At 31.7% G+C, this 23,436-nt stretch carries 21 protein-coding genes and 1 rRNA gene (1 of these 22 cut by a window edge); all 22 read right to left on the bottom strand.

Annotated features, from left to right (window positions below):
* Positions 1-140 (bottom strand): 16S ribosomal RNA (locus RT714_RS11750) (it extends 1,392 nt beyond the left edge of the window).
* A gap of 525 nt (positions 141-665) precedes the next feature.
* Entirely contained in the window at positions 666-1,136 is a 471-nt protein-coding gene (locus RT714_RS11745; protein ID WP_313757833.1) for a spore coat protein, read from the bottom strand.
* A gap of 105 nt (positions 1,137-1,241) precedes the next feature.
* Positions 1,242-2,447 (bottom strand): glycosyltransferase family 4 protein, encoded by a 1,206-nt coding sequence (locus RT714_RS11740; protein ID WP_313757832.1) that lies wholly within the window; start codon positions 2,445-2,447, stop codon positions 1,242-1,244.
* Between the two features lie 109 nt (positions 2,448-2,556).
* Positions 2,557-4,035, bottom strand: a complete 1,479-nt coding sequence (gene lysS / locus RT714_RS11735) for a lysine--tRNA ligase (protein WP_313757831.1) — start codon at positions 4,033-4,035, stop codon at positions 2,557-2,559.
* Between the two features lie 29 nt (positions 4,036-4,064).
* Positions 4,065-4,541, bottom strand: a complete 477-nt coding sequence (gene greA, locus RT714_RS11730; RefSeq protein ID WP_313757830.1) for a transcription elongation factor GreA — start codon at positions 4,539-4,541, stop codon at positions 4,065-4,067.
* A gap of 152 nt (positions 4,542-4,693) precedes the next feature.
* On the bottom strand, positions 4,694-5,509 hold the full coding sequence (locus tag RT714_RS11725) for a hypothetical protein (RefSeq protein WP_313757829.1): 816 nt from the start codon (positions 5,507-5,509) through the stop codon (positions 4,694-4,696).
* Positions 5,510-5,677: 168 nt separating this feature from the next.
* A complete protein-coding gene (gene dusB, locus RT714_RS11720; protein ID WP_313757828.1) occupies positions 5,678-6,646 on the bottom strand; it encodes a tRNA dihydrouridine synthase DusB in 969 nt (322 codons plus the stop codon).
* Positions 6,647-6,693: 47 nt separating this feature from the next.
* Positions 6,694-7,464 carry a type III pantothenate kinase gene (locus RT714_RS11715; RefSeq protein WP_313757827.1) on the bottom strand — a complete coding sequence of 257 codons (771 nt, stop codon included), beginning with the start codon at positions 7,462-7,464 and terminating at the stop codon, positions 6,694-6,696.
* 19 nt (positions 7,465-7,483) lie between these two features.
* Entirely contained in the window at positions 7,484-8,233 is a 750-nt protein-coding gene (locus tag RT714_RS11710) for an ECF transporter S component (RefSeq protein WP_313757826.1), read from the bottom strand.
* Positions 8,234-8,404: 171 nt separating this feature from the next.
* Positions 8,405-9,361 carry a P1 family peptidase gene (locus RT714_RS11705; RefSeq protein WP_313757825.1) on the bottom strand — a complete coding sequence of 319 codons (957 nt, stop codon included), beginning with the start codon at positions 9,359-9,361 and terminating at the stop codon, positions 8,405-8,407.
* Between the two features lie 172 nt (positions 9,362-9,533).
* A complete protein-coding gene (locus tag RT714_RS11700) occupies positions 9,534-10,718 on the bottom strand; it encodes a sodium ion-translocating decarboxylase subunit beta (protein WP_313757824.1) in 1,185 nt (394 codons plus the stop codon).
* Between the two features lie 27 nt (positions 10,719-10,745).
* Positions 10,746-11,147 carry a DUF2118 domain-containing protein gene (locus RT714_RS11695; protein WP_313757823.1) on the bottom strand — a complete coding sequence of 134 codons (402 nt, stop codon included), beginning with the start codon at positions 11,145-11,147 and terminating at the stop codon, positions 10,746-10,748.
* A gap of 36 nt (positions 11,148-11,183) precedes the next feature.
* Entirely contained in the window at positions 11,184-11,546 is a 363-nt protein-coding gene (locus RT714_RS11690) for an OadG family protein (protein WP_313757822.1), read from the bottom strand.
* Positions 11,547-11,560: 14 nt separating this feature from the next.
* On the bottom strand, positions 11,561-13,105 hold the full coding sequence (locus RT714_RS11685) for a carboxyl transferase domain-containing protein (RefSeq protein WP_313757820.1): 1,545 nt from the start codon (positions 13,103-13,105) through the stop codon (positions 11,561-11,563).
* Between the two features lie 27 nt (positions 13,106-13,132).
* A complete protein-coding gene (gene mce / locus RT714_RS11680) occupies positions 13,133-13,627 on the bottom strand; it encodes a methylmalonyl-CoA epimerase (protein WP_313757819.1) in 495 nt (164 codons plus the stop codon).
* A 63-nt stretch (positions 13,628-13,690) separates the two neighbouring features.
* Positions 13,691-14,635 carry a methylmalonyl Co-A mutase-associated GTPase MeaB gene (meaB, locus tag RT714_RS11675; RefSeq protein ID WP_399326786.1) on the bottom strand — a complete coding sequence of 315 codons (945 nt, stop codon included), beginning with the start codon at positions 14,633-14,635 and terminating at the stop codon, positions 13,691-13,693.
* A gap of 6 nt (positions 14,636-14,641) precedes the next feature.
* Positions 14,642-15,037, bottom strand: a complete 396-nt coding sequence (locus RT714_RS11670) for a cobalamin B12-binding domain-containing protein (RefSeq protein ID WP_313757816.1) — start codon at positions 15,035-15,037, stop codon at positions 14,642-14,644.
* A 103-nt stretch (positions 15,038-15,140) separates the two neighbouring features.
* Positions 15,141-16,820 carry a methylmalonyl-CoA mutase family protein gene (locus RT714_RS11665; RefSeq protein WP_313757815.1) on the bottom strand — a complete coding sequence of 560 codons (1,680 nt, stop codon included), beginning with the start codon at positions 16,818-16,820 and terminating at the stop codon, positions 15,141-15,143.
* A 210-nt stretch (positions 16,821-17,030) separates the two neighbouring features.
* Positions 17,031-18,842: an ATP-dependent zinc metalloprotease FtsH gene (gene ftsH / locus RT714_RS11660; protein WP_313757813.1), complete on the bottom strand. Its 1,812-nt coding sequence runs from the start codon at positions 18,840-18,842 to the stop codon at positions 17,031-17,033.
* Between the two features lie 77 nt (positions 18,843-18,919).
* Complete coding sequence (gene hpt, locus RT714_RS11655; protein ID WP_313757811.1) at positions 18,920-19,456, bottom strand: hypoxanthine phosphoribosyltransferase; 537 nt, start codon at positions 19,454-19,456, stop codon at positions 18,920-18,922.
* Positions 19,457-19,486: 30 nt separating this feature from the next.
* Positions 19,487-20,866 (bottom strand): tRNA lysidine(34) synthetase TilS, encoded by a 1,380-nt coding sequence (tilS, locus tag RT714_RS11650; protein WP_313757809.1) that lies wholly within the window; start codon positions 20,864-20,866, stop codon positions 19,487-19,489.
* 166 nt (positions 20,867-21,032) lie between these two features.
* On the bottom strand, positions 21,033-23,360 hold the full coding sequence (spoIIE, locus tag RT714_RS11645) for a stage II sporulation protein E (RefSeq protein WP_313757807.1): 2,328 nt from the start codon (positions 23,358-23,360) through the stop codon (positions 21,033-21,035).
* Between the last annotated feature and the right edge of the window lie 76 nt (positions 23,361-23,436).

The following is a 23,436-nucleotide window of genomic DNA, read 5'->3' as shown; positions in this document are numbered from 1 at the left end:
TCACGCGTTACTCACCCGTCCGCCGCTAAGATAATTAAAGTTTCATTCCGAAGAAATCTTCTTTAAAAACTTCGCTCGACTTGCATGTGTTAGGCACGCCGCCAGCGTTCGTCCTGAGCCAGGATCAAACTCTCATTTAAAAGTCTGATTAGCTCAAATTATTTGCTGACTTAATTCATGTGTTCGTCGCTTCGTTAGCCAAATCATAGATTTGGACTTCGCGACATCTGACCTACCTTCAATTCGCTACGCTCATTGGGTTAGGTCATTACTTCTATAATTCAAAGTTTCTCACACTGTTTAGTTTTCTAGGTTCATCGTCACCCCTTGAGGTGACTTACTTAGTATAGCAAACTTTTTGTTTGCTGTCAACTGTTTTTTTAAACTTTTTTTAAATCATTTTGTAGATTTATGAAGTTTAATGTCACAGCCGACTTTTACTATCATACTCTTTTTTCCAAGAGTTGTCAACTGTTTTTTTGAACTTTTTTCAAATCTTTATTTGATTTGTTTTGGTTCAATGTCGCAGCCGACTTTTATTATAATACACGGTTTTATATATAAAGTCAACACCTTTTTTAAAAGTTTTTATTTTTTAAAAACAAAAGGATAAAGGCATACTCTGCACGCCCTTATCCTTTCCTAGTTTTGAATCCTCTATAATTCTATTTTACATCATACATTCCATGAGTATTCATATAATTAAACAATTCTTCCCCATGTTTTTGTTCTTCCTTTTGTATATGTTGGAGAGCTTCTCTTACATCTTTGTTTGCAGATTCAAATACTCCTGTATCATAAAAACCAGAAACATATTTTTCAGTTGCTAATAAATCACTACATAATAATGCATCTTCAGGATTGTTAAAAGACATGCTGCTACTATTTGTATTAACAGCTTGTTGATTATTCATAGTTTGGTTAGTATGTGTTAAATTTGGCTTTTTACCTTGCAATAGTTCATTTATAATATTGTAATGATGCTGTTCTTCTGAAGCTAGTTTGTTTAGCAATTGTTTTAAATTAGGGTCTTTTGCTTGGGTAGCAAAACTTTGATATTTCTTAACACAAACATCCTCTTGATGTTTACCATCTTCTAAAATCATTCTCTCTTTTTGACTTAAATTTATTTGCATAGTATACCTCCTATTATATTTTGTTTAATAGTATACTTTGCTTTTATCTGTATTTTATTCATTATTAATATTACAAAACAATTAAGAACCTATGAAAAATAAGATTTAAAAATATCTTTCTATTTTATTAAATATATTTTCCCAAGACATCCTCTTTATTTCCTCTTTGATATCATAGTCTATCCTATAGCTCTTATATATCCTTTCAATTTGTCTTTCAATAGCATCTTGAAACCTATCTTCAAACAATAATAATTCTCCTTCTAAAGGCTTATCAACTTGAATCATACTAGGAAGTTTTACATACTCTATTACCCTACTATCATTGATTATTATACCTAAATTTGATTTAAGACCTGGTATTTCTGTTGCAACTACTAGTAGTCCACTAGCTAAAGCTTCTATTGTAACTAAAGATAGACCCTCATAAAAAGAAGGCAATACAAATATATCAGATTCCTTAAATATTTTGCCTAAATTCTTTTGAGTTACTTCTCCCAATAATTCTACACCTAAGCTAATTCCTAGCTCTTTAATACTTTTTTCTTCTTCGCCTGTACCTGAACCAACTAGAGTCAATCTAACATTATATTTGTCCTTTAATTTATCAAATACCCTAAGTAAAGACATTATACCTTTAGAATAACTCAGTTTCCCTGCATATACCATCTTTATTTCATTATTATAAACTTTGTTTAATGGAGGGGAAAATATATCGTCATTATATCCTCCACCTATTACTATAATCTTTTCATTTGAAATATCATATTTAATGCTGATATCTTGTCTTTGCTCTTCACTTAATGAAAAAACCTTGTCCAGTTCTTTACAACTATCTAATACCTCTTGTCTATATTGTGGACATTTCTCAAATTGTCTAATATCTGTGCCATGACATATTCCTATTACCTTAATATCTTTAGCTAATTGTACAACTAAAGAGGTTGATAACCATAAATGGTGAGATAATATAATATCTGGTTTAAAATCTTCTATAGCATTAAGAATTACCCTTTTAAAACAAATCTTCCACCTGTTTAGCATATCTACATTTAAATCGCAATATCTAATACTTTCATAAGGCATAACATCACTCATACCTAATATTGGGAATGGAAGCTCTTCTGTATTAAATACTAAGGGATAAAACTTATCTATATAACTTAACTTTATAACATCTCCATTTGGTATTCCAGCAATTAATCCTTGAATATAGTTTCTTTTATCTCCTTCCCTTATTAATTCTTGCAAATATATTCCGCTGCCTGTTTTTCCAGGATATTGAGATATAATATGTAAAATCTTCTTCATTTAAGCACCACTCCTTATTCTAAGGAAAGTATTTTTATAATATATACCCAAATATATTTAAAATAAAAAAGAGCAGGAATTTAATCTCCTGCCCATAATTATTATTATTTTACTCATCCAATGGCTTCATAGTCGGGAATAACAATATATCCCTTATGCTTGGCTGATTTGTAAGAAGTATTATCATTCTATCAATACCAATGCCAAGTCCTCCAGTAGGTGGAAGTCCTACTTCTATTGCATTTAAGAAATCCGTATCCATTGGATGTGCTTCATCATCTCCTAAATCTTTTTGTTTAACTTGGTCTTCAAATCTTTGTCTTTGATCAATTGGATCATTTAATTCTGAAAAAGCATTTGCTAATTCCCAAGTATTGATAAATGCCTCAAACCTATTAGTCTTTCTTGGGTCTTCTGGATTTCTCTTAGCAAGAGGTGATATTTCTACTGGATGACCCGTAATAAACGTAGGCTGAATTAAATGTTCCTCACAGAATTCCTCAAACATCTCCGATATAATATGACCTCTAGTCATACCTGGCTTAATTTCTAATCCTTTTTCCTTAGCAATGGCTATAGCTTCTTCATCGGTGTTGATTACAGAAAAGTCTACTCCAGTAAATTCCTTTACTGCATCTGCCATATCCAACCTTCTCCATGGTGGAGATAATTCTATTTCAGTACCTTGATAATTTATTTTAGTAGTCCCTAAAGATTTCTCTGCTACATAAGCAAAAAGATTTTCAGTTAATCTCATCATTTCTTCATAGTCTACATATGCTTGGTAAAGCTCTATATTAGTAAATTCAGGATTATGTTTTGGACTCATTCCTTCATTTCTAAACATTCTTCCCATTTCATAGACTTTTTCAAACCCACCAACTATAAGCCTCTTTAAATATAGTTCATTGGCTATTCTTAAGTACATATCAATATCTAATGCATTATGATGTGTAGCAAAAGGTCTTGCATTTGCGCCTCCTGCTATTGGACTTAAAATTGGAGTTTCTACCTCTAGGAAGCCCCTATCATCTAAGTATTCTCTTACAGCCTTGATCATCTTTGTTCTTAATATAAATGTTTCTTTCACTTCAGGATTTACTATTAAATCTACGTATCTTTGTCTATATCTTAAATCTTGATCCTTTAAACCATGAAATTTCTCTGGCAATATTTGTAGAGATTTAGTCATTATAACTATTTCTTCAGCTCTTATGGATATTTCACCAGCATTTGTTCTAAATACCTCTCCTTTAACACCTATAATATCTCCAAGATCCAAAAGACTTAAATCTTTATACTCTTCTTCACCCATTGCATCTTGTTTAGCAAATATTTGAATACGACCTTCACTATCTTGTAAATCAATAAAACTAACTTTCCCATGCCCACGTCTAGACATTACTCTTCCTGCAACTGCTACCTTTTTACCTTCTAATTCTTCAAATTTATTCTTAATCGCAGCACTATGATGCGTATAATCAAATTTCTCAACTAGAAAAGGGTTTTTTCCTTTTTCGATCAGTTCCTTAAGTTTTTCTCTTCTCATCATCAACATTTCATTTAAATTTAATTCGGTTTCTCCCATTACTCTACCTCCTTAGTTTATTAACCTTTTTATCTAGTAATAGTTAGTATTTGATATTCAATTTTTCCATCTGGAACAACTACCTCTACAACATCTTCAGATTTATGTCCTAAAAGTGCGGAACCTACAGGAGATTCGTTTGATATTTTACCATTATATGGATCAGCCTCTGCAGAGCCCACTATAATAAATTCCATTTCCTCATCATACTCTAAATCCTTTACCAAAACTTTAGAGCCAATACCTACAACATCTGTTGTTATATCATCTTCATCTATTATTTTTGCATTTCTTAACATTGTCTCTAGTTTTGCAATTCTTTCTTCCAATTGAGCTTGATCATTTTTAGCTTGATCATATTCTGAGTTTTCACTTATATCTCCAAAACTTAAAGCTTGTTTTATTTTTTCAGCAATTTCTTTCCTTCTAACAGTCTTTAATTCATCCAACTCATCTTCTAATTTCTTTAATCCATCCTCGGTTAAGAATACATCTCTTTCTGGCATTTCATTCTCTCCTTTACCCAATATATATTATTGCCTTTTAAAATTATTATAAATATTATCTATACTATGCAAACTATTTAATTAATAGAAAAATTACATTTCCTACTTGTATGCAAGATATTATAATCAAGTAGAACCATAATGTCAAGTACTTAGAAATTCCCTTTAATATTTATAAAGGATTTTACATAATCATTGATGCTATAATAATTATCTTCACAATATAAATACCTTATTCCTTCAATATTACCTCCTATTAAAGACTCTGCTAAACTAGAAAGAACTATATTTTCTATCCATATGTTTTCCTCAATACCTAAATCATTTAAATCAAAAGCAAAATCTCTAATAAAAGGTAAAGTCTTTTTATTGTTTAAATGAATTCCATTACCAAAATCAAAGATTATACAATTTTTTCTTACTTTAGAAAAATCAATCTGCAAATTTCCTATTAAATTAATTATTATGCTATAATTTTCTAAAATTCTTTTAATATTAGATGAATAAAACAAAGATAATCCTGTTTCTTCTAATATATATTCATAAATCTCATCATTATCCTTTTCACAGCCTATAGCAGTTATAAATCTTATATCTTTTGAAATTCCTTTGATTACCGCCTTCATTCTTTCTTTGTTATCGCAAATAACTAAAATCTCCTTTTCTTCTAAATTTGATTTCATTATATTACATATTTCTCTCATTATTAGAGGAAGATTAGTTATTTTAATATTTTCTCCATCTGATATTTTCATATTTGTAAATTCTTCTATATGAAATATTAAATCTTTGCTTAAGTTTTTATATTCTTCAATAAATAAACTAGTATAATTTTCATCTCCCTTAAGTCTTATTATAGCATTTAAATACTCTCTAAATTGATACTCATCATTAAAATCAATATGTTTTATATTTATTCCTGCTACTTTTCCTATTATATCATTTCTTCTCGTAATACTGTCTATCACCTTAGGTTGGATTTTGGGTAAAAGAAATTCTGGTAAATATTTTCTAATCCCCTTTTTATAATATTCTAGATATTTTTCACAATTTAATATATATAAAAGTTCTATAATACCCCTCCTCTCTAGTTTTAACTCTATTATATGAAAAGGGGTTTACATTCATTACATATACTATGGATAAAGATTAATATATTCTAATAATACTTTCTCCATTTCTTCCTTATTCTCAATTGTATATATTAGATTTTTTATTTCATTGGAACTCCTTAGTCCTTTTAAATACCAAGCAGTATGTTTTCTCATTTCCCTTACGCCAACTCTTTCACCTTTTATGGAACAAGCAAGATTTAAATGTCTTATACACATATGAATAATTTCTTCTTTTGAAGGTGGAATATCTTCACCTCCAGCCATTAAATTAATTATTCTTCTAAATATCCATGGATTTCCTTGAGAACCCCTCCCTATTGCTATAGCATCACAATTAGTAAGGTTAAACATCCTAAGTCCATCCTGTGGTTCAAATATATCTCCATTTCCTATAACAGGTATACTTACACTTTCCTTAACTTTTTTAATAAACTCCCAATCTGCTTCTCCAGAATAAAACATATCCCTAGTTCTTGCGTGAATTGTTAGCGCAGAAATTCCCTCTTCCTCTGCTATTTTAGCTATATCTATTCCATTAATATTATCATGATCCCAACCCATTCGTATCTTTAAGGTAACAGGCTTTTTAGAGACTTTTACTACTCCTTTTATTATATCTCTAGCCAATCTTGGATTTTTCATTAGAGCACTGCCATCGCCATTCTTTACTATTTTGGGAGCAGGACAACCCATATTTATATCTATTATATCTATATCTTCCCTAAGATTTAGGTACTCTCTTGCAACATTTGCCATTATATATGGATCTGAGCCAAATATTTGGATTGCTATTGGTCTTTCCTCTGGATTTACCTGCAACAATACTTTGGTTCCAGGATCCTCGTAATACATCCCCTTACTACTGACCATCTCAGAAACTACTAAACCTGCTCCCATCTCCTTACACAATATTCTAAATGCTAAATCTGTAACTCCAGCCATAGGGGCTAAAAATACATTATTCTCAATTTGTATGCTTCCTATTCTCATATTTCCACCTCAAATATTAGAAAAGTAAGTAGCCTCTAAGCTACTTACTAGTTTCTTTCAAATATTATCCTTAAACCTTCCAATGTCAACATTTTATCTATATTCTTTACATATCTGCTTTCAGATGCTATTAGATTTGAAAATCCACCTGTTGCTATAATATTTACAGTATTTTCACTTTCTCCCATTTCATTAATCATCTTTTCTATTATATAATCAATCATACCTATATAACCAAAAACCAATCCCGATTGAATACTATTTGTTGTATTCTTTGCTATTACTTTATCAGGTTTAGCAATTTCAACCTTAGGAAGTTTGGCTGTTCTCATAAACAATGCTTCTGCTGATATCTTTATCCCTGGAGTAATTGCACCTCCTAGATAATCACCTTCTTTAGATACAGCACAGAAGGTAATAGCAGTACCAAAGTCCACTATTATTAAAGGTCCACCATATTTTTCATAAGCAGCTACAGCATTTACTATTCTATCGGCTCCTACTTCTCTTGGATTGTCATATTTTATATTCATTCCAGTTTTAACACCAGGCCCTACTACAATAGGATCTATACCGAAGTATTTTATACTCATAGCTGGTAAAGTATGCATAAGTGGTGGTACTACAGAAGAAATAATAACATTTTTAACTTCCTTTGGATTTAATCCATGGTATCTGAAAATTTGTTCAAATAAAAGTCCATATTCATCAGATGTTCTATCTCTTTCAGTTGCTATTCTCCAATCATATAATAATTCTTTATCATCATATACCCCAAATACTATATTAGTATTACCAACATCTATAACTAATAACAATAATTTCACACTCCATTCCTTATCTTCTGTTCTTTAAAGTTCCAACTACAGAAGTTACTATTATAATAGCAATAATCGCCTCAGGTATACCATTAGTCACACCTATACCAAAAATGACTTTTCTTGCAGTAGAAATATCTCCACCTATAGCCTCTATAAATCTTTCGGCATAAAGTAAATATATCATAGAAAGAACTCCCATAGTATTGGTCAATGTACCAATAGCAGATGCTATTATAATATCCAAAGCTTTATTTTTAAGCTTTGTTTGAACAAAGTAAGCTATGATTAAAGTTAATATTATAAGAACTATATTTATTATGATTGACCATATACTCTGTGAGGTTTTTATGTTGCTATATATTCCATAAGATAAATATCCTATAATTCCTATCCAAATCAAATATAAAATTGCCATAATCTTATTCTTGCCTAAATTCTTCAATACATCATATACATAAAAAGATACTATCCCTATTAAAACTCTAGGCAATACTGAAACCAATGGATTTAAAAATACAAAAGATACTGGTGTTGGATTAGTCATAGCTTGAAAAATACTAAATAGTCCAAATATGAGTCCAACAAAAGCACCTACAACAGGGCCTTCCATTACTGCGCCAATTATAACAGGTATATGCATTATTGTTGCCCTTGTAGGTCCTACAGGTATAAAACCTAATGGAGTCATACCAAGAACTGCCGAAATAGCACCTAAAACTCCTATAATGGTCATCTTTCTTACATTAAATCCTTTTTCTTTTACCATTAAAATCCCTCCCGCTCTAGTTCCTTTTACTTTGGATACCAGTCGATAAAATATTAAATTTCAGCTTTTATCCAGTCCAATTCTAGTTTGATATTGGCTATCTAACAAAAACATTATAATTCTATTTCCATATTAATTCAATAATAATTTTTTATGACCTAAATCAATTGCTTAAATATCTTTTAATGCTTTCAATCCACAAACTCCTTCTGCAAACAATACCCCATTAACTATAGCCTTGCTCATTACTTCCCCTGCTATAGTCCCTATAAGGCTTATATCTGCCATTATTTCATTAGTAGCCATGGTAAATATAGTATCTCCATCTACCATAGTATGAATTGGATTTATTGACCTTGCAAATCCATTATGGGCCATTTCTGAAATTTTATTTGCCTCAGCTTTAGTTAATTTTGCATTTGTGGCTATTATACCTATTGTTGTATTTTGTACATTGAATCCTAAATTTCTATTTTTATCCTTCATAATATCTATAGTATTTAATAATTTATTATTTTCATAATCATATACTCCTGCAATTTGCTGATTATTTCTATAATCATATATATCACCAAAACTATTTACAGCAACCATTGCTGATACTATTAATTCTCCTACCTTTATAGTAGCTGAACCTAAACCAGATTTCATAGCATTTTCTGGCCCTAAAATCTTTCCGATGGTAGCTCCCATACCACATCCTATATTACCCTGCATATTATTATTTACATCCCCATTTTTAGCTGCAATATATCCCATATTAAAATCTGGTCTAATCCTATAATCTCCAATATTTAAATCAAATATCACGGCAGAAGTTACTATAGGCACCTTAGTTACTCCTACATCAAATCCTATATTCTGTTCCTCTAAATACTTCATAACACCTGATGCAGCCTCAAGACCAAAGGCGGAGCCACCTGATAATACTACAGCATGTACCTTATCTACCATCTTCTCTGATTTAAATAAATCAGTTTCTCTAGTACCTGGAGCTGACCCTCTTACGTCTACACCTCCTGTTGCACCCTCCTCACATATAACAACAGTACAACCTGTCATACCTTCTGCTGACCCGGCATGACCAACCCTGATACCCGGAACATCAGTTATATAACCTTGATACATAATATCTCCCCCCTTTATTTAAAATATGAACAATACATTATAATAATAAAAAGCTCCTAAAAAATACTATAGAAAACTCTAAGAAATAAGCTACATTCACTATTAAATAATAAATAGGATTACAATAGAGAAAATATCTATTGTAATCCTTGTTCCCAATTGTCAATTTCTTTTAGCCTCCGAAGAAATTCAGCAATAGCCCTGCTGCTATAGCTGAACCTATTACTCCTGCTACATTTGGTCCCATAGCGTGCATTAATAAGAAGTTTCTTGGATTAGCTTCTTGACCAACTTTTTGTGACACCCTAGCAGCCATTGGCACTGCTGATACTCCAGCAGATCCTATAAGCGGATTAACTTTTCCACCAGAAACCTTATACATAATCTTACCAAATATTACTCCTGTAGCTGTACCTATGGAAAATGCCACAAGTCCTAATGCTATAATGCTCAAGGTTCTAAATGTTAGGAAAGTTTCTGCATTAGCTGTTGCTCCTACAGTTGTACCTAAAAATATTGTAACTATATTAACTAATTCATTTTGAGCTGTTTTTGACAATCTATCTGTTACTAAGGATTCCCTGAATAGATTACCTAACATTAACATACCAACTAAAGATGCTGCCGAAGGCAATAGCAAGGAAACTAATATTGTAACCATAATTGGAAAAATAACCTTCTCCTTTTTCGATACTACTCTAAGCTGATCCATCACTACTTCTCTTTCTTCTTTAGTTGTTAAAGCTTTCATAATTGGTGGTTGAATAATTGGAACCAACGCCATATATGAATAAGCTGCAACTGCTATTGGTCCTAATAAATGAGGTGCTAATTTAGATGTTAAATATAATGCTGTAGGCCCATCTGCACCACCAATAATACCGATACTTGCTGCCTCTGGCCCTGTAAATCCTAAAAGAATTGCACCTACAAAGGTAACAAAAATACCAAATTGTGCTGCTGCTCCAAGTAATATACTCTTTGGATTAGCAATAAGAGGTCCAAAATCAGTCATAGCTCCTACACCCAGAAATATAAGTGGTGGATATATTCCTAGTTTAACACCTTGATACAAATAATATAAAAGTCCTCCATTTTCTACAACCGTAGAAACTAACTCTCCAGTTATTGGATCTGGAGCAATCTTTACAACAGGAGGTGCCATAAGACCAGCCTCCGGTAAATTCGCCAATAGCATACCAAATGCTATTGGAATAAGTAATAGAGGCTCAAATCCCTTAGCAATTGCTAAATATAGTAGTACACAGGATACTAAAATCATTAGTGCTTGTCCCCAAGTAATGGCAGCAAATCCTGTACTCTGGAAAAATTCCAGTAATATATTTCCTAAATTCATGAAACTTACCTTCCTTTCTCAATGGAATTAGTCTAATACCACTAATTTATCACCTGTATTTACAGTAGCTCCTTGTGTAGTATTGATGCTAGCTACTATTCCATCTCTAGGAGCCAATATTTCATTTTCCATCTTCATAGCTTCTAGAATTAATAATATATCCCCTGCCTTAACTTTATCTCCTTCTTTTACTTCTATCTTCCAAATATTTCCTGGCATCGGAGCTTCCACAACTTCTTGTCCTGCAGATACTACTACTTCCTTTTTCTCTTCCTTTGGAGCAGGTGCTGGTGTAGATTTCGCTACAGGTTTTGATACTGGTGCTTGAGCTACTGGTGCCGCTGACCTTTGTACTGTACTTCCTGATACTACTTCTTCAACTTCCACTTCATAAGAATTACCATTAACATTTATTATAAACTTTCTCATTGTTATGCCTCCTTATTTATGCTTCCATAGAAGCTTTTATTGTAATTTACCGTATATTTGCTCTTGTCTGCTAGCTGCTGCCCATGCTGGAGAATTTTGAGGTATTCTTCTAATGCTTTTTATATTTACCTCAGGTATATTAACTCCTAAGCTTGATGCCACAGCTGCGGCAATAACTGCTACTAATTCTTCATCATTTATACTAGTTACATCTTCAACTATAGGTTCTTTAGATTTAATCGGTACTGGTGACTTTTTAATCTCTTCAACCTTTTTTTCGCCACCTATACTTTTTAGTACAGATATAAGTACCGCAAGTACGACTAACCCTACAAATACAACAGACATACTAAATACTGTAATTACTAAACTATCTTTAAAGCTAATAATATCACCCAATGATTTCACCTCTTTTATACTGGTAAATTACCATGTTTTTTTGCAGGTCTACTTTCTCTCTTAGATTCTAACATATCGAAAGCTGAAATAAGTCTAGGTCTTGTAATGCTTGGAACTAATATATCATCAACAAACCCTCTTTGAGCTGCAATATATGGATTAGCTACAGTATCCCTATATTCAGCAATTTTTTCTTGTCTAGTTGTAATAGGATCATCAGAATTCTCGATATCCTTTTTAAATATAATATTTGCAGCACCATCTGGTCCCATAACAGCTATTTCAGCATTTGGCCATGCAAATACTTGGTCAGCACCTAAATCTTTAGAGCACATTGCAAGATAAGCTCCGCCGTAGGCCTTTCTAACTATTAATGTAACCTTAGGTACAGTTGCCTCACTATAAGCATATAACATCTTAGCACCATGCCTAATTATTCCACCATATTCTTGCTCAGTGCCTGGTAAAAATCCTGGAACATCTACTAAATTAAGTAAAGGTATATTAAAGGCATCACAAGTTCTAATAAATCTTCCTGCTTTATCTGATGCATTTATATCTAGACATCCTGCTAAAACCTTAGGTTGATTACCAACAACTCCTATAGTTTTTCCATTTAATCTAATATATCCAGTTATAATATTTTGTGCATAATATGGCTGAATCTCGAAAAATTCTCCACCATCAGCCAATAATTTTATAACTTCCTTCATATCATATGGCTTATTAGGATTAACTGGAACAATTTCATTTAATCTTTCTTCTACTCTATTTATATCATCTTCTATAGCATAAATAGGTGCTACTTCTAAATTATTAGACGGTAAAAAAGATAATAACTCTTTAATTCTTTCAATACATTCTGCTTCTGTCTTATCTACAAAATGTGCTACTCCTGATATTTTATTATGAGTATTGGCACCGCCTAGTTCTTCTTGAGTAACTTCCTCCCCTGTTACAGATTTAATTACTTGAGGTCCTGTAATAAACATCATACTTGTCTTATCTACCATAAATATAAAATCTGTCAAGGCTGGTGAATAAACTGCTCCACCTGCTGAGGGTCCCATTATAACTGAAATTTGAGGTATCACTCCTGATGCAATAGTATTTCTATAAAATATTTTTCCATACCCTGACAGTGCATCTACTCCCTCTTGAATTCTAGCTCCACCTGAATCATTAAATCCTATAATAGGCGCTCCCATTTTAAGTGCCATATCTTGTACTTTGCAAATCTTCGCAGCATGCATCTCGCCTAAAGACCCACCAACTACTGTAAAATCTTGAGCATAAGTAAATACAAGTCTTCCATCAACTGTACCATAGCCAGTAACTACTCCATCTGCAGGTGCCTCTAATTTTGCCATATCAAAGTTCGTACATCTATGCTCAACAAACTTATCAATTTCTACAAAACTGCCTTCATCAAATAATAAATTAATTCTTTCTCTTGCAGTAAGCTTTCCTGACTTATGGTGTTTTTCAATTCTTTTCTCCCCACCACCAAGCTCAATTTTCTTAGTGTTTTCTAGGAGTATTTCAATTTTTTCCTTCATATTTACCCTCCTTCTTTTGTTAAGTACCTAATCCCTTTGACAAAGCTCTATCAACACTCCAAAAGTTGATTTTGGATGTAAAAAGGCAATTTTTGCACCACCAGCACCATATCTTGGCTTCTCATCTATCATCTTAATTCCTTTTTCCTTCATTTCTTCAATAGCTTTTTCAATATCATCTACTCTATAAGCAATATGTTGGATTCCTTCGCCTTTTTTCTCAATAAACTTAGCTATAGGACCATCTTCGTCAGTAGATTCAAGTAATTCAACTTCTGTATCCCCTATAGGTAAAAATGCAACTTTAACTTTCTGCCCTTCAACTACTTCCTCATTTACACATTTCATTCCAAGAATATCCTCGTAAAATTTTAATGTTTCATTTAAACTTTTAACAGCAATACCAATATGATCAACCTTACCAACCATTTTATTTTCTCCTTTCATTATTAAATTAACAGCTAATAGTTTTCGGCCTTCAATTGATAATTGAAATGAAACCATAAATCTGATAATTTGCATAATCTAGTCATGCTAACTATCACTCTTTTATTCTTTCAAGATTTAATCTGTTAATGTCAATTGTCAATCTGTTATTAACTGTATTATCTCATCTTTCGCAGTATAAGGATCTGTTTCTCTTAGAGTAACCTTTTTCGCTAAGTTTTCTATTAAATCTTCCTTAACCGCCCTATCTAAAATCAGTTTCATTAAGTCTTCTTCTACCATTTTCAATATTTCTAATTTATTATTTCTTACTCTTATCTTTTCCAGTTCATGGGTTTTCTCTAGATATTCTCTATGCTCTAAAATCTTTTCTAAAAGTATATCTATATCTTTATTTTGTCCCGCTGATACTTTAATTACTGGTGGTCTATATTCACTATGTTCATTTAAGTCCAAATTCATTTCTATTTCAACCTTAGTTTTATCAGCCCCATCTAAATCAGATTTATTTATGGCAAATACATCTGCTATTTCCATTATTCCTGCCTTTATTGCTTGAATATCATCACCTAGATTTGGAACCATGACCATAAGCACAGTATCTGCAGTCTTTACTATATCGACTTCCGATTGCCCAACCCCTACTGTTTCTATAAAAATATAATCACAGCCAAAAATATCTAAAACTTTTATAGCACCCCAAGTAGCCTTTGACATACCTCCTAATGAACCACGAGTACCCATACTTCTTATAAATACATCTTTATCTAAGGCAAGATCATTCATTCTTATTCTATCCCCCAAGATAGCTCCTCCACTAAATGGACTAGTAGGATCCACAGCAACTATGCCTACCTTCTTACCTTGTTTTCTAAGTTCTTTAGTTAGTTTATCAGTCAAAGTAGATTTTCCTACTCCAGGAGGCCCCGTTATACCAACTACATAAGCCTTACCTGATTCTTTATATAACTTTTTTAATACATCTATTGCTTCTTTATCATTGTTTTCCAACATAGTAATAAGTCTAGCACATGCCCTTTTATTACCTTGTAATAAACCTTCCTTTATATTCAAATAAGACACCACCTATTATCTCTTAAGGTTACTTGTAATAAAATCTACTACATCCTTTGTTGGTGTACCTGGAGTAAAAATCGCTTCTACCCCTGATTCTATAAGATAGGGAATATCATCTTCTGGAATAACTCCCCCTCCTACTATAAGCATATCATCTACTCCTTCATCTTTTAATAGATTTACTACCTTTGGAAATAAATGATTATGAGCTCCTGACAATATACTCATTGCTACTACATCTACGTCCTCTTGAATAGCAGCAGCAACTATTTGCTCAGGTGTTTGTCTAAGCCCTGTATATATAACTTCCATTCCCGCATCTCTTAATGCTCTTGCAATTACCTTAGCCCCCCTATCATGTCCATCAAGTCCAGGCTTTGCAACTAAAACTCTAATTGGTCTATCCATGTTTTTATATACCTCCCATTTTTAGTGAATAGTTAAAAAGATTAAAAGATCTAAAAGCTTGAATCAAAACTGTTAACTTTTCACTATTCACTTTTCAATGTATTTATAGTATTACTGACTGTTGATATTCTCCAAATACTTCACGTAACACATTACAAACTTCCCCAAGCGTCGCATATACTTTAACTGCATCTAATATAAATGGCATTAAGTTTTCTTCCGTACTAGCTTTTTCCTTTAATAAACTTAATGTTCTTTCAACTTCTTCATTGTTTCTTTCCGCTCTCAGTTTCTTCAACTTTTCTCTTTGATTTATTTCAACGGTCTTATCTACTTTTAATAATTCCTTTTTATCTGTTTCCTCAATTTGGAATTTATTTACTCCTACTACTATTCTCTCTAAAGATTCTACTTCCATTTGATATCTGTAAGCAGCATTTTGAATTTCTTTTTGAATATATCCTTTTTCTATTGCCTTAGGAGCCCCACCTAATTCATCTATAGTTTCTATATATTTAATTGCCTCTTCTTCTATCTTATTAGTTAAACTTTCAATATAATAAGAACCCGCTAATGGATCTATTGTTTCCGTTACACCAGATTCATGAGCCACTATTTGTTGGGTCCTTAAAGCAATCCTAACTGAATCTTCTGTTGGTAATGCTAAAGCCTCGTCCCTTGAATTAGTATGAAGTGACTGAGTTCCACCAAGAACTGCTGCTAGTGTTTGAATTGTAACCCTTATTATATTATTATCAGGTTGTTGTGCTGTTAATGTAGATCCTGCCGTTTGAGTATGGAACTTAAGTTGCATCGACTTTGGACTCTTGGCCTTAAATCTTTCTTTCATTATTTTCGCCCATAGCCTTCTAGCCGCTCTATACTTTGCAACTTCTTCTAAAAGGTCATTGTGAGCATTAAAGAAAAAAGATAGTCTTGGTGCAAAATCATCTACATCAAGTCCCGCTTTAATAGCTGCTTCAACATAAGCTATACCATCTGCCAACGTAAAAGCAACCTCCTGTGATGCTGTAGAACCTGCTTCCCTTATGTGATAACCACTAATACTTATAGTATTCCATGCGGGAACTTCTTTCGAACAATATTCAAATATATTAGTAATAAGTCTCATAGATGGTTCTGGCGGGAATATATAAGTCCCTCTTGCTATGTATTCCTTTAAGATGTCATTTTGTATAGTTCCTCTTAATTTTTCCTTTGAAACTCCTTGCTTTTCTGCAACTGCAATATACATGGCTAATAAAACAGATGCTGGTGCATTTATAGTCATTGATGTACTAACTCTATCTAAAGGTATACCATCAAATAGAACTTCCATATCTTTCAAAGAATCTATGGCTACCCCTACTTTTCCAACTTCACCTTCTGATAGTCCATCATCAGAATCATAACCTATTTGTGTAGGTAAGTCAAAAGCAACACTTAATCCAGTTTGACCTTGCTCTAATAAATATTTATATCTTTGGTTTGATTCTTCAGCTGATGCAAATCCAGCATATTGTCTCATGGTCCAAAGTCTACCCCTATACATTGTAGATTGAACACCTCTAGTAAATGGATATTCTCCCGGGAAACCTAAGTCTTCATTGTAATTTATATCCTCTACATCTAATGGAGTATATAGCCTATCCACTTCTATATTTGAGCCCGTAGTAAACTTTTCCTTTCTTTCAGGAAACTTAGCTAAGGATTTCTTCACTACCCCATTATCCCAATTATCTACCGACATCTTAATTTCTTCAAGCTTTTTATCATCAAACAACTTATTTACCTCCTTATTATGGTAATTTTAAATTTTACCTAAAAAGTTATCTTCATAGTATATTATAGTAATAAGTACCAGGTTTTTGCAACATATATTTCAATATAATTTAAAAATGAATGGAATATTGCATTTATATATATAAATATGTAGCAATTCCGTCTTTTATCCATAAAAAAAAGTAGGCTCCCTTAAAAGGGATTACCTACTTTATACTCCTATAAACAAAGATTCAAATTCTTTACCATCTATAGTTTCTTTCTCTAATAAAGTTTCTGCTACTCTATGAAGTTTATCCATATTATCCCTTAACAATTGCTCTGCTTTATTATATGCAGTATCAATTAAAGTTCTCATTTCCTTATCTATAGCAGCTGCTACATCTTCACTGTAATTTCTAGTCCTGCCAAAATCTCTACCTACAAATACTTCTTCATCATCAGTACCATAGGTCATAGGCCCAAGCTTATCACTCATACCATAATGGGTAACCATGGATCTAGCAATTTTAGTAGCTCTTTCAATATCATTCTGAGCTCCTGTACTTATATCTCCCAATACTAATGCCTCTGCCACTCTACCTCCAAGAAGAGTTACAAGTTTACTTTCCATTTGTTTTTTTGTTAAAAAACTTCTATCTTCTTCTGGTATATAAGCTGTAAATCCTCCAGCCATTCCCCTTGGAATAATAGTTACCATATGGACGGGGTCAGTATCTGGAGTAAGTCTGGAGGTAAGTGCATGACCTGCCTCATGATAAGCTGTAAGTTTTCTCTCTTTTTCACTAACAACCTTGGATTTCTTCTCAGGCCCTGCTTGAACTTTAATAGAAGCTTCTTCTATTAAATCCATAGGTATAGCTTTTAAATTAAACCTAGCAGTTAGTAATGCTGCCTCATTTACTAAATTTTCTAAATCTGCTGGTGTAAATCCTGGAGTCCTCTTAGCAACTACTTGTAAATCAACATCATTATCCAATGGTTTATTTTTGGTATGAACCTTTAATATCTCTTCTCTACCCCTTACATCAGGTAACCCTACATAAATTGTTCTATCAAATCTACCTGGACGAAGTAATGCTGGATCAAGTATATCAGCTCTATTGGTTGCTGCCATTACAATTATTCCTTCATTGGTTGCAAATCCATCCATCTCAACTAATAACTGGTTTAATGTTTGCTCCCTCTCATCATGACCCCCACCAAGTCCAGCACCTCTTCTTCTACCTACTGCATCAATTTCATCAATGAATACTATGCAAGGAGCATTTTTCTTTGCTTGCTCAAATAAATCTCTAACTCTACTTGCTCCAACACCTACAAACATTTCCACAAAATCAGAACCAGATATAGTAAAGAAAGGTACCCCTGCTTCTCCTGCTACTGCTTTGGAAAGATAAGTTTTACCAGTTCCAGGAGGTCCAACTAATAATACCCCCGTAGGAATTCTAGCGCCTATCTCAATATATTTTCTAGGAGTTCTAAGAAAATCCACTATTTCCTTTAGCTCTTCCTTTTCTTCCTCTAATCCTGCCACATCGGCAAATGTAATAACCTTGCCATCTTCTTCCTTGACCATCTTAGCTCTAGATCTGCCAAAGGACATTACCTTTCCTCCGCCACCCTGGGATTGTTGCATAAATACAAACCAAAACACTGCAATAACTAAAAGAGTCAATATAGTTGGAATTACACTTACAAACCAAGGAGTTGTAGGTTCTGGTACAGCACCATAATGTATTTTGTCACTATCAACTAAATCCTTTAAATAATCTGAATAAAATGTATATCTCATTTCATTAGGCAATAGAGTTGTAAATTGAGTCTTATCCTTCAATTTACCTTTCACTTCATTTCCTTCCATTTCAATACTTTCAACTCTACCCTTATTTAAATGTCCTACCAATTCAGTTACGTCTATTTTCTTAATCTGTTCAACATCATTTCCAAATCTTGTTACTAAAAGCATTATAATAATCACTATTAGTAGGTACACACTAATACCTTTGAAAAATCTCTTCAATACAAATCCTCCCTCCTCTTATAAGTAAATAATATCTTTTTATTATATCATCATTATATAGTTTTTTCAACCTTCTACTAACTATATACTTCCTCTTTAAGTGCAGCAACATAGGGTAAATTTCTTCCTATTTCAGAATAATCCAGACCATATCCTACCACAAACTCATCAGGAATAGCAAAACCTAAATAATCCACACCTACATTAACCTTTCTTCTATCTGGCTTGTCTAAAAGAGTACACACCTTAACAGAAGCTGCACCTCTCTTCCTCAAATTATCTGTTAAATAAGCTAATGTATAACCTGTATCTATAATATCCTCTACAATCAATACATCTTTATTTTCTACGCTAAAGTCCAAATCTTTTATTATTCTAACTTCACCAGTTGAAGTTGAAGATCTGCCATAGGATGAAACAGCCATGAAATCTAACCCTATTGGCTTGTTTATATTTCTAGCTAAATCTGACATGAAAATAACAGCACCTTTTAATATTCCTACTAAAATTAAATCCTTATCCTTATAATCCTCAGTAATCTGAGATCCTAATTCTTTTACTCTCTTTTCAATCTCTTCTTCAGAAACTAATATACTTTTGATTATATCTTTCATTGTATAATCCTCCTTGTTATGTATTGTTAATTAATTATAATATATTGATAATATCCTTTTTGTTTTCTTAGTAACCTTATACAAATCATTTGTCCTATACCCCACAACCCAAAGAATATTTTCATCATCTACAACTAATGGAATCTTATCCCTTAGTTCTTTTGGAATCTTTTCATCAATAAAATAATTCTTAAGTTTCTTTGTCCCTCTCATACCAAAAGGTATTATTCTATCTCCATCTATTCTATTTCTTACAACTAATTCTCCCTTAATCTTATCTAGATCAAAATATTTGGTATTCTTATCTTTATTCATAATAAAATCTTCATCTATATCAAATATTTTAATATCAAAAGAATATCCTATATCATTTATAATATTAAATCCTGGAAAGTTTAATTTATATGAATATCTGTTTATAGACTTACTTATACCCTTTTCAATAATTAAATCTCCATAAGTTAATTTTGCAACTATATCATTAGATAAATGAACTTCCTTCCCAGTTCCTAATGTCAATAAAAGATTTATGACTGTGGATATTTGAGTTTCAGTAATTCCATCTAAAGAACCATTAATTTTTAATATAGTCAATCTTATAATTCTTTGTTGAATACTTCTATGTTCCTCTAATAATTTACTACCATCTAAGATTATACTACGTTTATCTTGATTTTTCACTATAATATTGTATCTTAACTCAGAAAACTCTTCTAAAAATTCACTATCCATCGAAGAAATCCTAGAGGTTCTCCAAAGAGTATTCACTATATTAGGATTGAAATTCTTCTCAATATAAGGAATTAGCTCTAATCTAACCTTATTTCTGCTATAAATAGGTTCTAAATTTGTTTTATCCAATACCGTATCTATTTTTTTTTCCTTTATATAAAACTCTATTTCCTTTCTACTTATACCCAATATTGGTCTGATTATATCTTTGATTATAAAATCCATACCCCTTAAACCATCGATTCCTGTTCCTCTTAAAAATCTCATAATTAAGGTTTCTGCTTGATCATTCATATTATGAGCTACAGCTATTTTTCCTCCGCCTACTAAGTCAAGAATTTCTCTAAAAAATCCATATCTAAGTTCTCTTCCTGCCTCTTCTGAAGATATGCCCTTCTCTTTACCATATTCAATCATATTTACATTTTTAGTATAATAAGGTAAACCAAGTTTTCCAGCTATATCCTCAACAAACAATTGATCTGCTTTAGCATCTTCTCCTCTTACTCCGTGATTAACATGAGCAATATATATATTAAAGTTAATTAAATCTTTAATCTCTAGTAGAACATATAGTAACGCCATAGAATCTGGTCCACCAGAAACACCTACAACTATATTATCATTTTCACCGATTAAATTATAATCTTTAATCGTAGATAGTACTTTATCCTTCAAAATAATCACCCTATAATTTATTTACTAAACTAATATGAACTATATCTTTATTATAACCTAATTGTCAACAAAATTTAAGGTTGCAATAAATTTTTATTCATTGCAACCTTAAATTAGTGAGTGACTATAAACACTATTAACTATAAACCACTAGCTATTCACTGCCTTATATATTCTTCCAAACCTTTGTTACTAAGACTGTCATATCATCCCTAGTATTCAATACTACATTACTAGCTTCTTTTATTATCTCATTGGCTATAACTTGAGGATTGATACTATCTATTTTTGTTATAATGTCTTTCAGCCAAACTTCCGAATTATCTATATATCTATTTGCATCTAAAACCCCATCTGAAACCATAATAATAATATCTCCGTCTTCAATATATTCTTCATACAAATTAAAGTCTATCTCCTTTAATATTCCTACAGGCAATGTTCTTGAATTAATTATTTCCACTCTATCCTTTTTCTTTATAAAAGTTGCCGGTGCACCGGTCTTAATCATCTGCAATTTTCCTAAATATAAATCTATAAAAGAAAGATCTAATGTTGTAAATATCTCATCATTTGATTTTGTCCTTAATACAGAATTTATAGTCTTTAGTATTATATCCTTATCTATATTTGCCTCCATAAGTTTTTCTAGAAGAGAAATCGCTACCTTACTTTCCTCGTTAGCTTTTCTCCCTATACCCATTCCATCACTTAAGGCAGAATAATGAATATTATCAATTTCCCCAAATGTGAAATTATCCCCAGATATTTTGTTTTCTGAATTTCCCATTGTTGCCATTTTAGTTATAGCACTAAATCTATTGGATTTTAAAAGTTTAAATCTCTGCCTCTTACTAGATAAGCTATTGAAACTAGTATCACTTGCCACTGGGAAACCCAGACTTTGTGATATAATTGTTTTTAGTCTATTACCTACATCCATAGCAGTATTTAAGTCTACAAATATCTCAAAATCTTCTTCTCCCATTTGTAAAACAGAGATATCCTTTATATCTATTCTATTATTTTTCAAATCCCTATATAAGCTTTCTTCAATTTCTTTGTTAAAGGTAGAATTTGTATAGAGATTAGCTGTCATATCTCCTATTGCCTTACTAATACCTTCTAACTGCTCTGATAACAAAATTCTACTTTCTCTTAATCTTAATTGCCAGTTATAATTTAATGTTGACCTTTCTACAGCCCTACCAATTGTTTCTATTATTTCTCTTCCCCTAATACAAAAATCATTCGCTTCTGAATAAACCATTTCATTATCAATTCCGTTCATCTCAACAAGACCTACTAAGTTGAAAAAGTTTTGATAGGATTTATAATAATTTTCCTTCCAACATTCTTCATGTTTAGAACAGCTTGTACATATATTATTAGCTATACCATCTACCATACTATATACTTCATTGGTAAAATAAAAATCTTTTTCTTCTGCTGATTCCCTAAAAGTACTACTTAGATTATTAAATAACTCTGACATCCTATTTAATTTTTTGACTACAACTTCATCCTTCTTCTCTGCATATTCTTTTTTTAAATCAAAGTCAATTGTCAATAATTTAGATATTTTAAAATTCATCTTTTCCGCAGTTATTAAAAAGAATAATGATGCTAATATTATTTCTTTAAAATTTAAAAAGGAAGTTCCTAAACCATTTATATAAAAAGAAATAATCCCATTTCCTAGAAAGAATCCTAAAACTGAACCAAATATTCCTAAATCCTTAAATATTCCAGCTAAAAGTCCTGTAATTCCAAATATACCTATGATAAAAGGCATCTCTGGATGAGATATATATGTTACCATCCCTAGAATTATCCCTGTAGTTCCACCTAAAAACGCTCCATAATTATAAGACAAATGTAGTATTACAGCTATACAAACTAAATTTTTAATTTCAACTCCCATTACTGAAATATTCTTAATCCCTGCTAAAGTCAATGCTAAAGTAATAAATGAACAAATCATTTTTTCATTATTTAAATTTGCTCCCCTAATTTCTTCTATAGGAATACTAAATGAAAAAATATAAATCATAGTAAAAACTACTATCCCTTCAAATATAATCATAAATAAATCATATATAAATATTGTATTACTAAATAAAATCCCTAGACTCCTAAATCCTGTAAATATAAAAGCAGATACTACAGCTGCCTTTAGTAAAGAGTAAGTTTTTTCTTTTTTAAATACAGTAAAAAAAGTATAAATTAAAACATATGAAAAAATATAACCTATACCTTTTATCCCCTGCAGCGATAAAGTACCTACTATTACAGCTATAAGTAGATGAATGTTTAAATTTTTCATTATAAGGTATGAAGCTAGAAATGCAAATCCAAAGGGAGTCAATTTATTTAGTATATTTACTCTAGCTAGAAAAAAACCCATAATCATAATTATTACTGCACTACTATCTACTTCCAATCCTATATTGTACCAATGCCTTTTAGTAATTAAAGAATCAGTCCTCATCATAAAAATCACTCCTGTTATTAGTATTTAATTAAATACTAACAAAGTAAGTCCCAATAATTTGTCAATTCTAGGCAGT

This window comes from Tissierella sp., assembly GCF_032104385.1.
Lineage (GTDB): Bacteria > Bacillota > Clostridia > Tissierellales > Tissierellaceae > Tissierella.
Note: the sequence above shows the minus strand (reverse complement) of the source record. Positions and strands in the feature narration are given on the sequence as shown.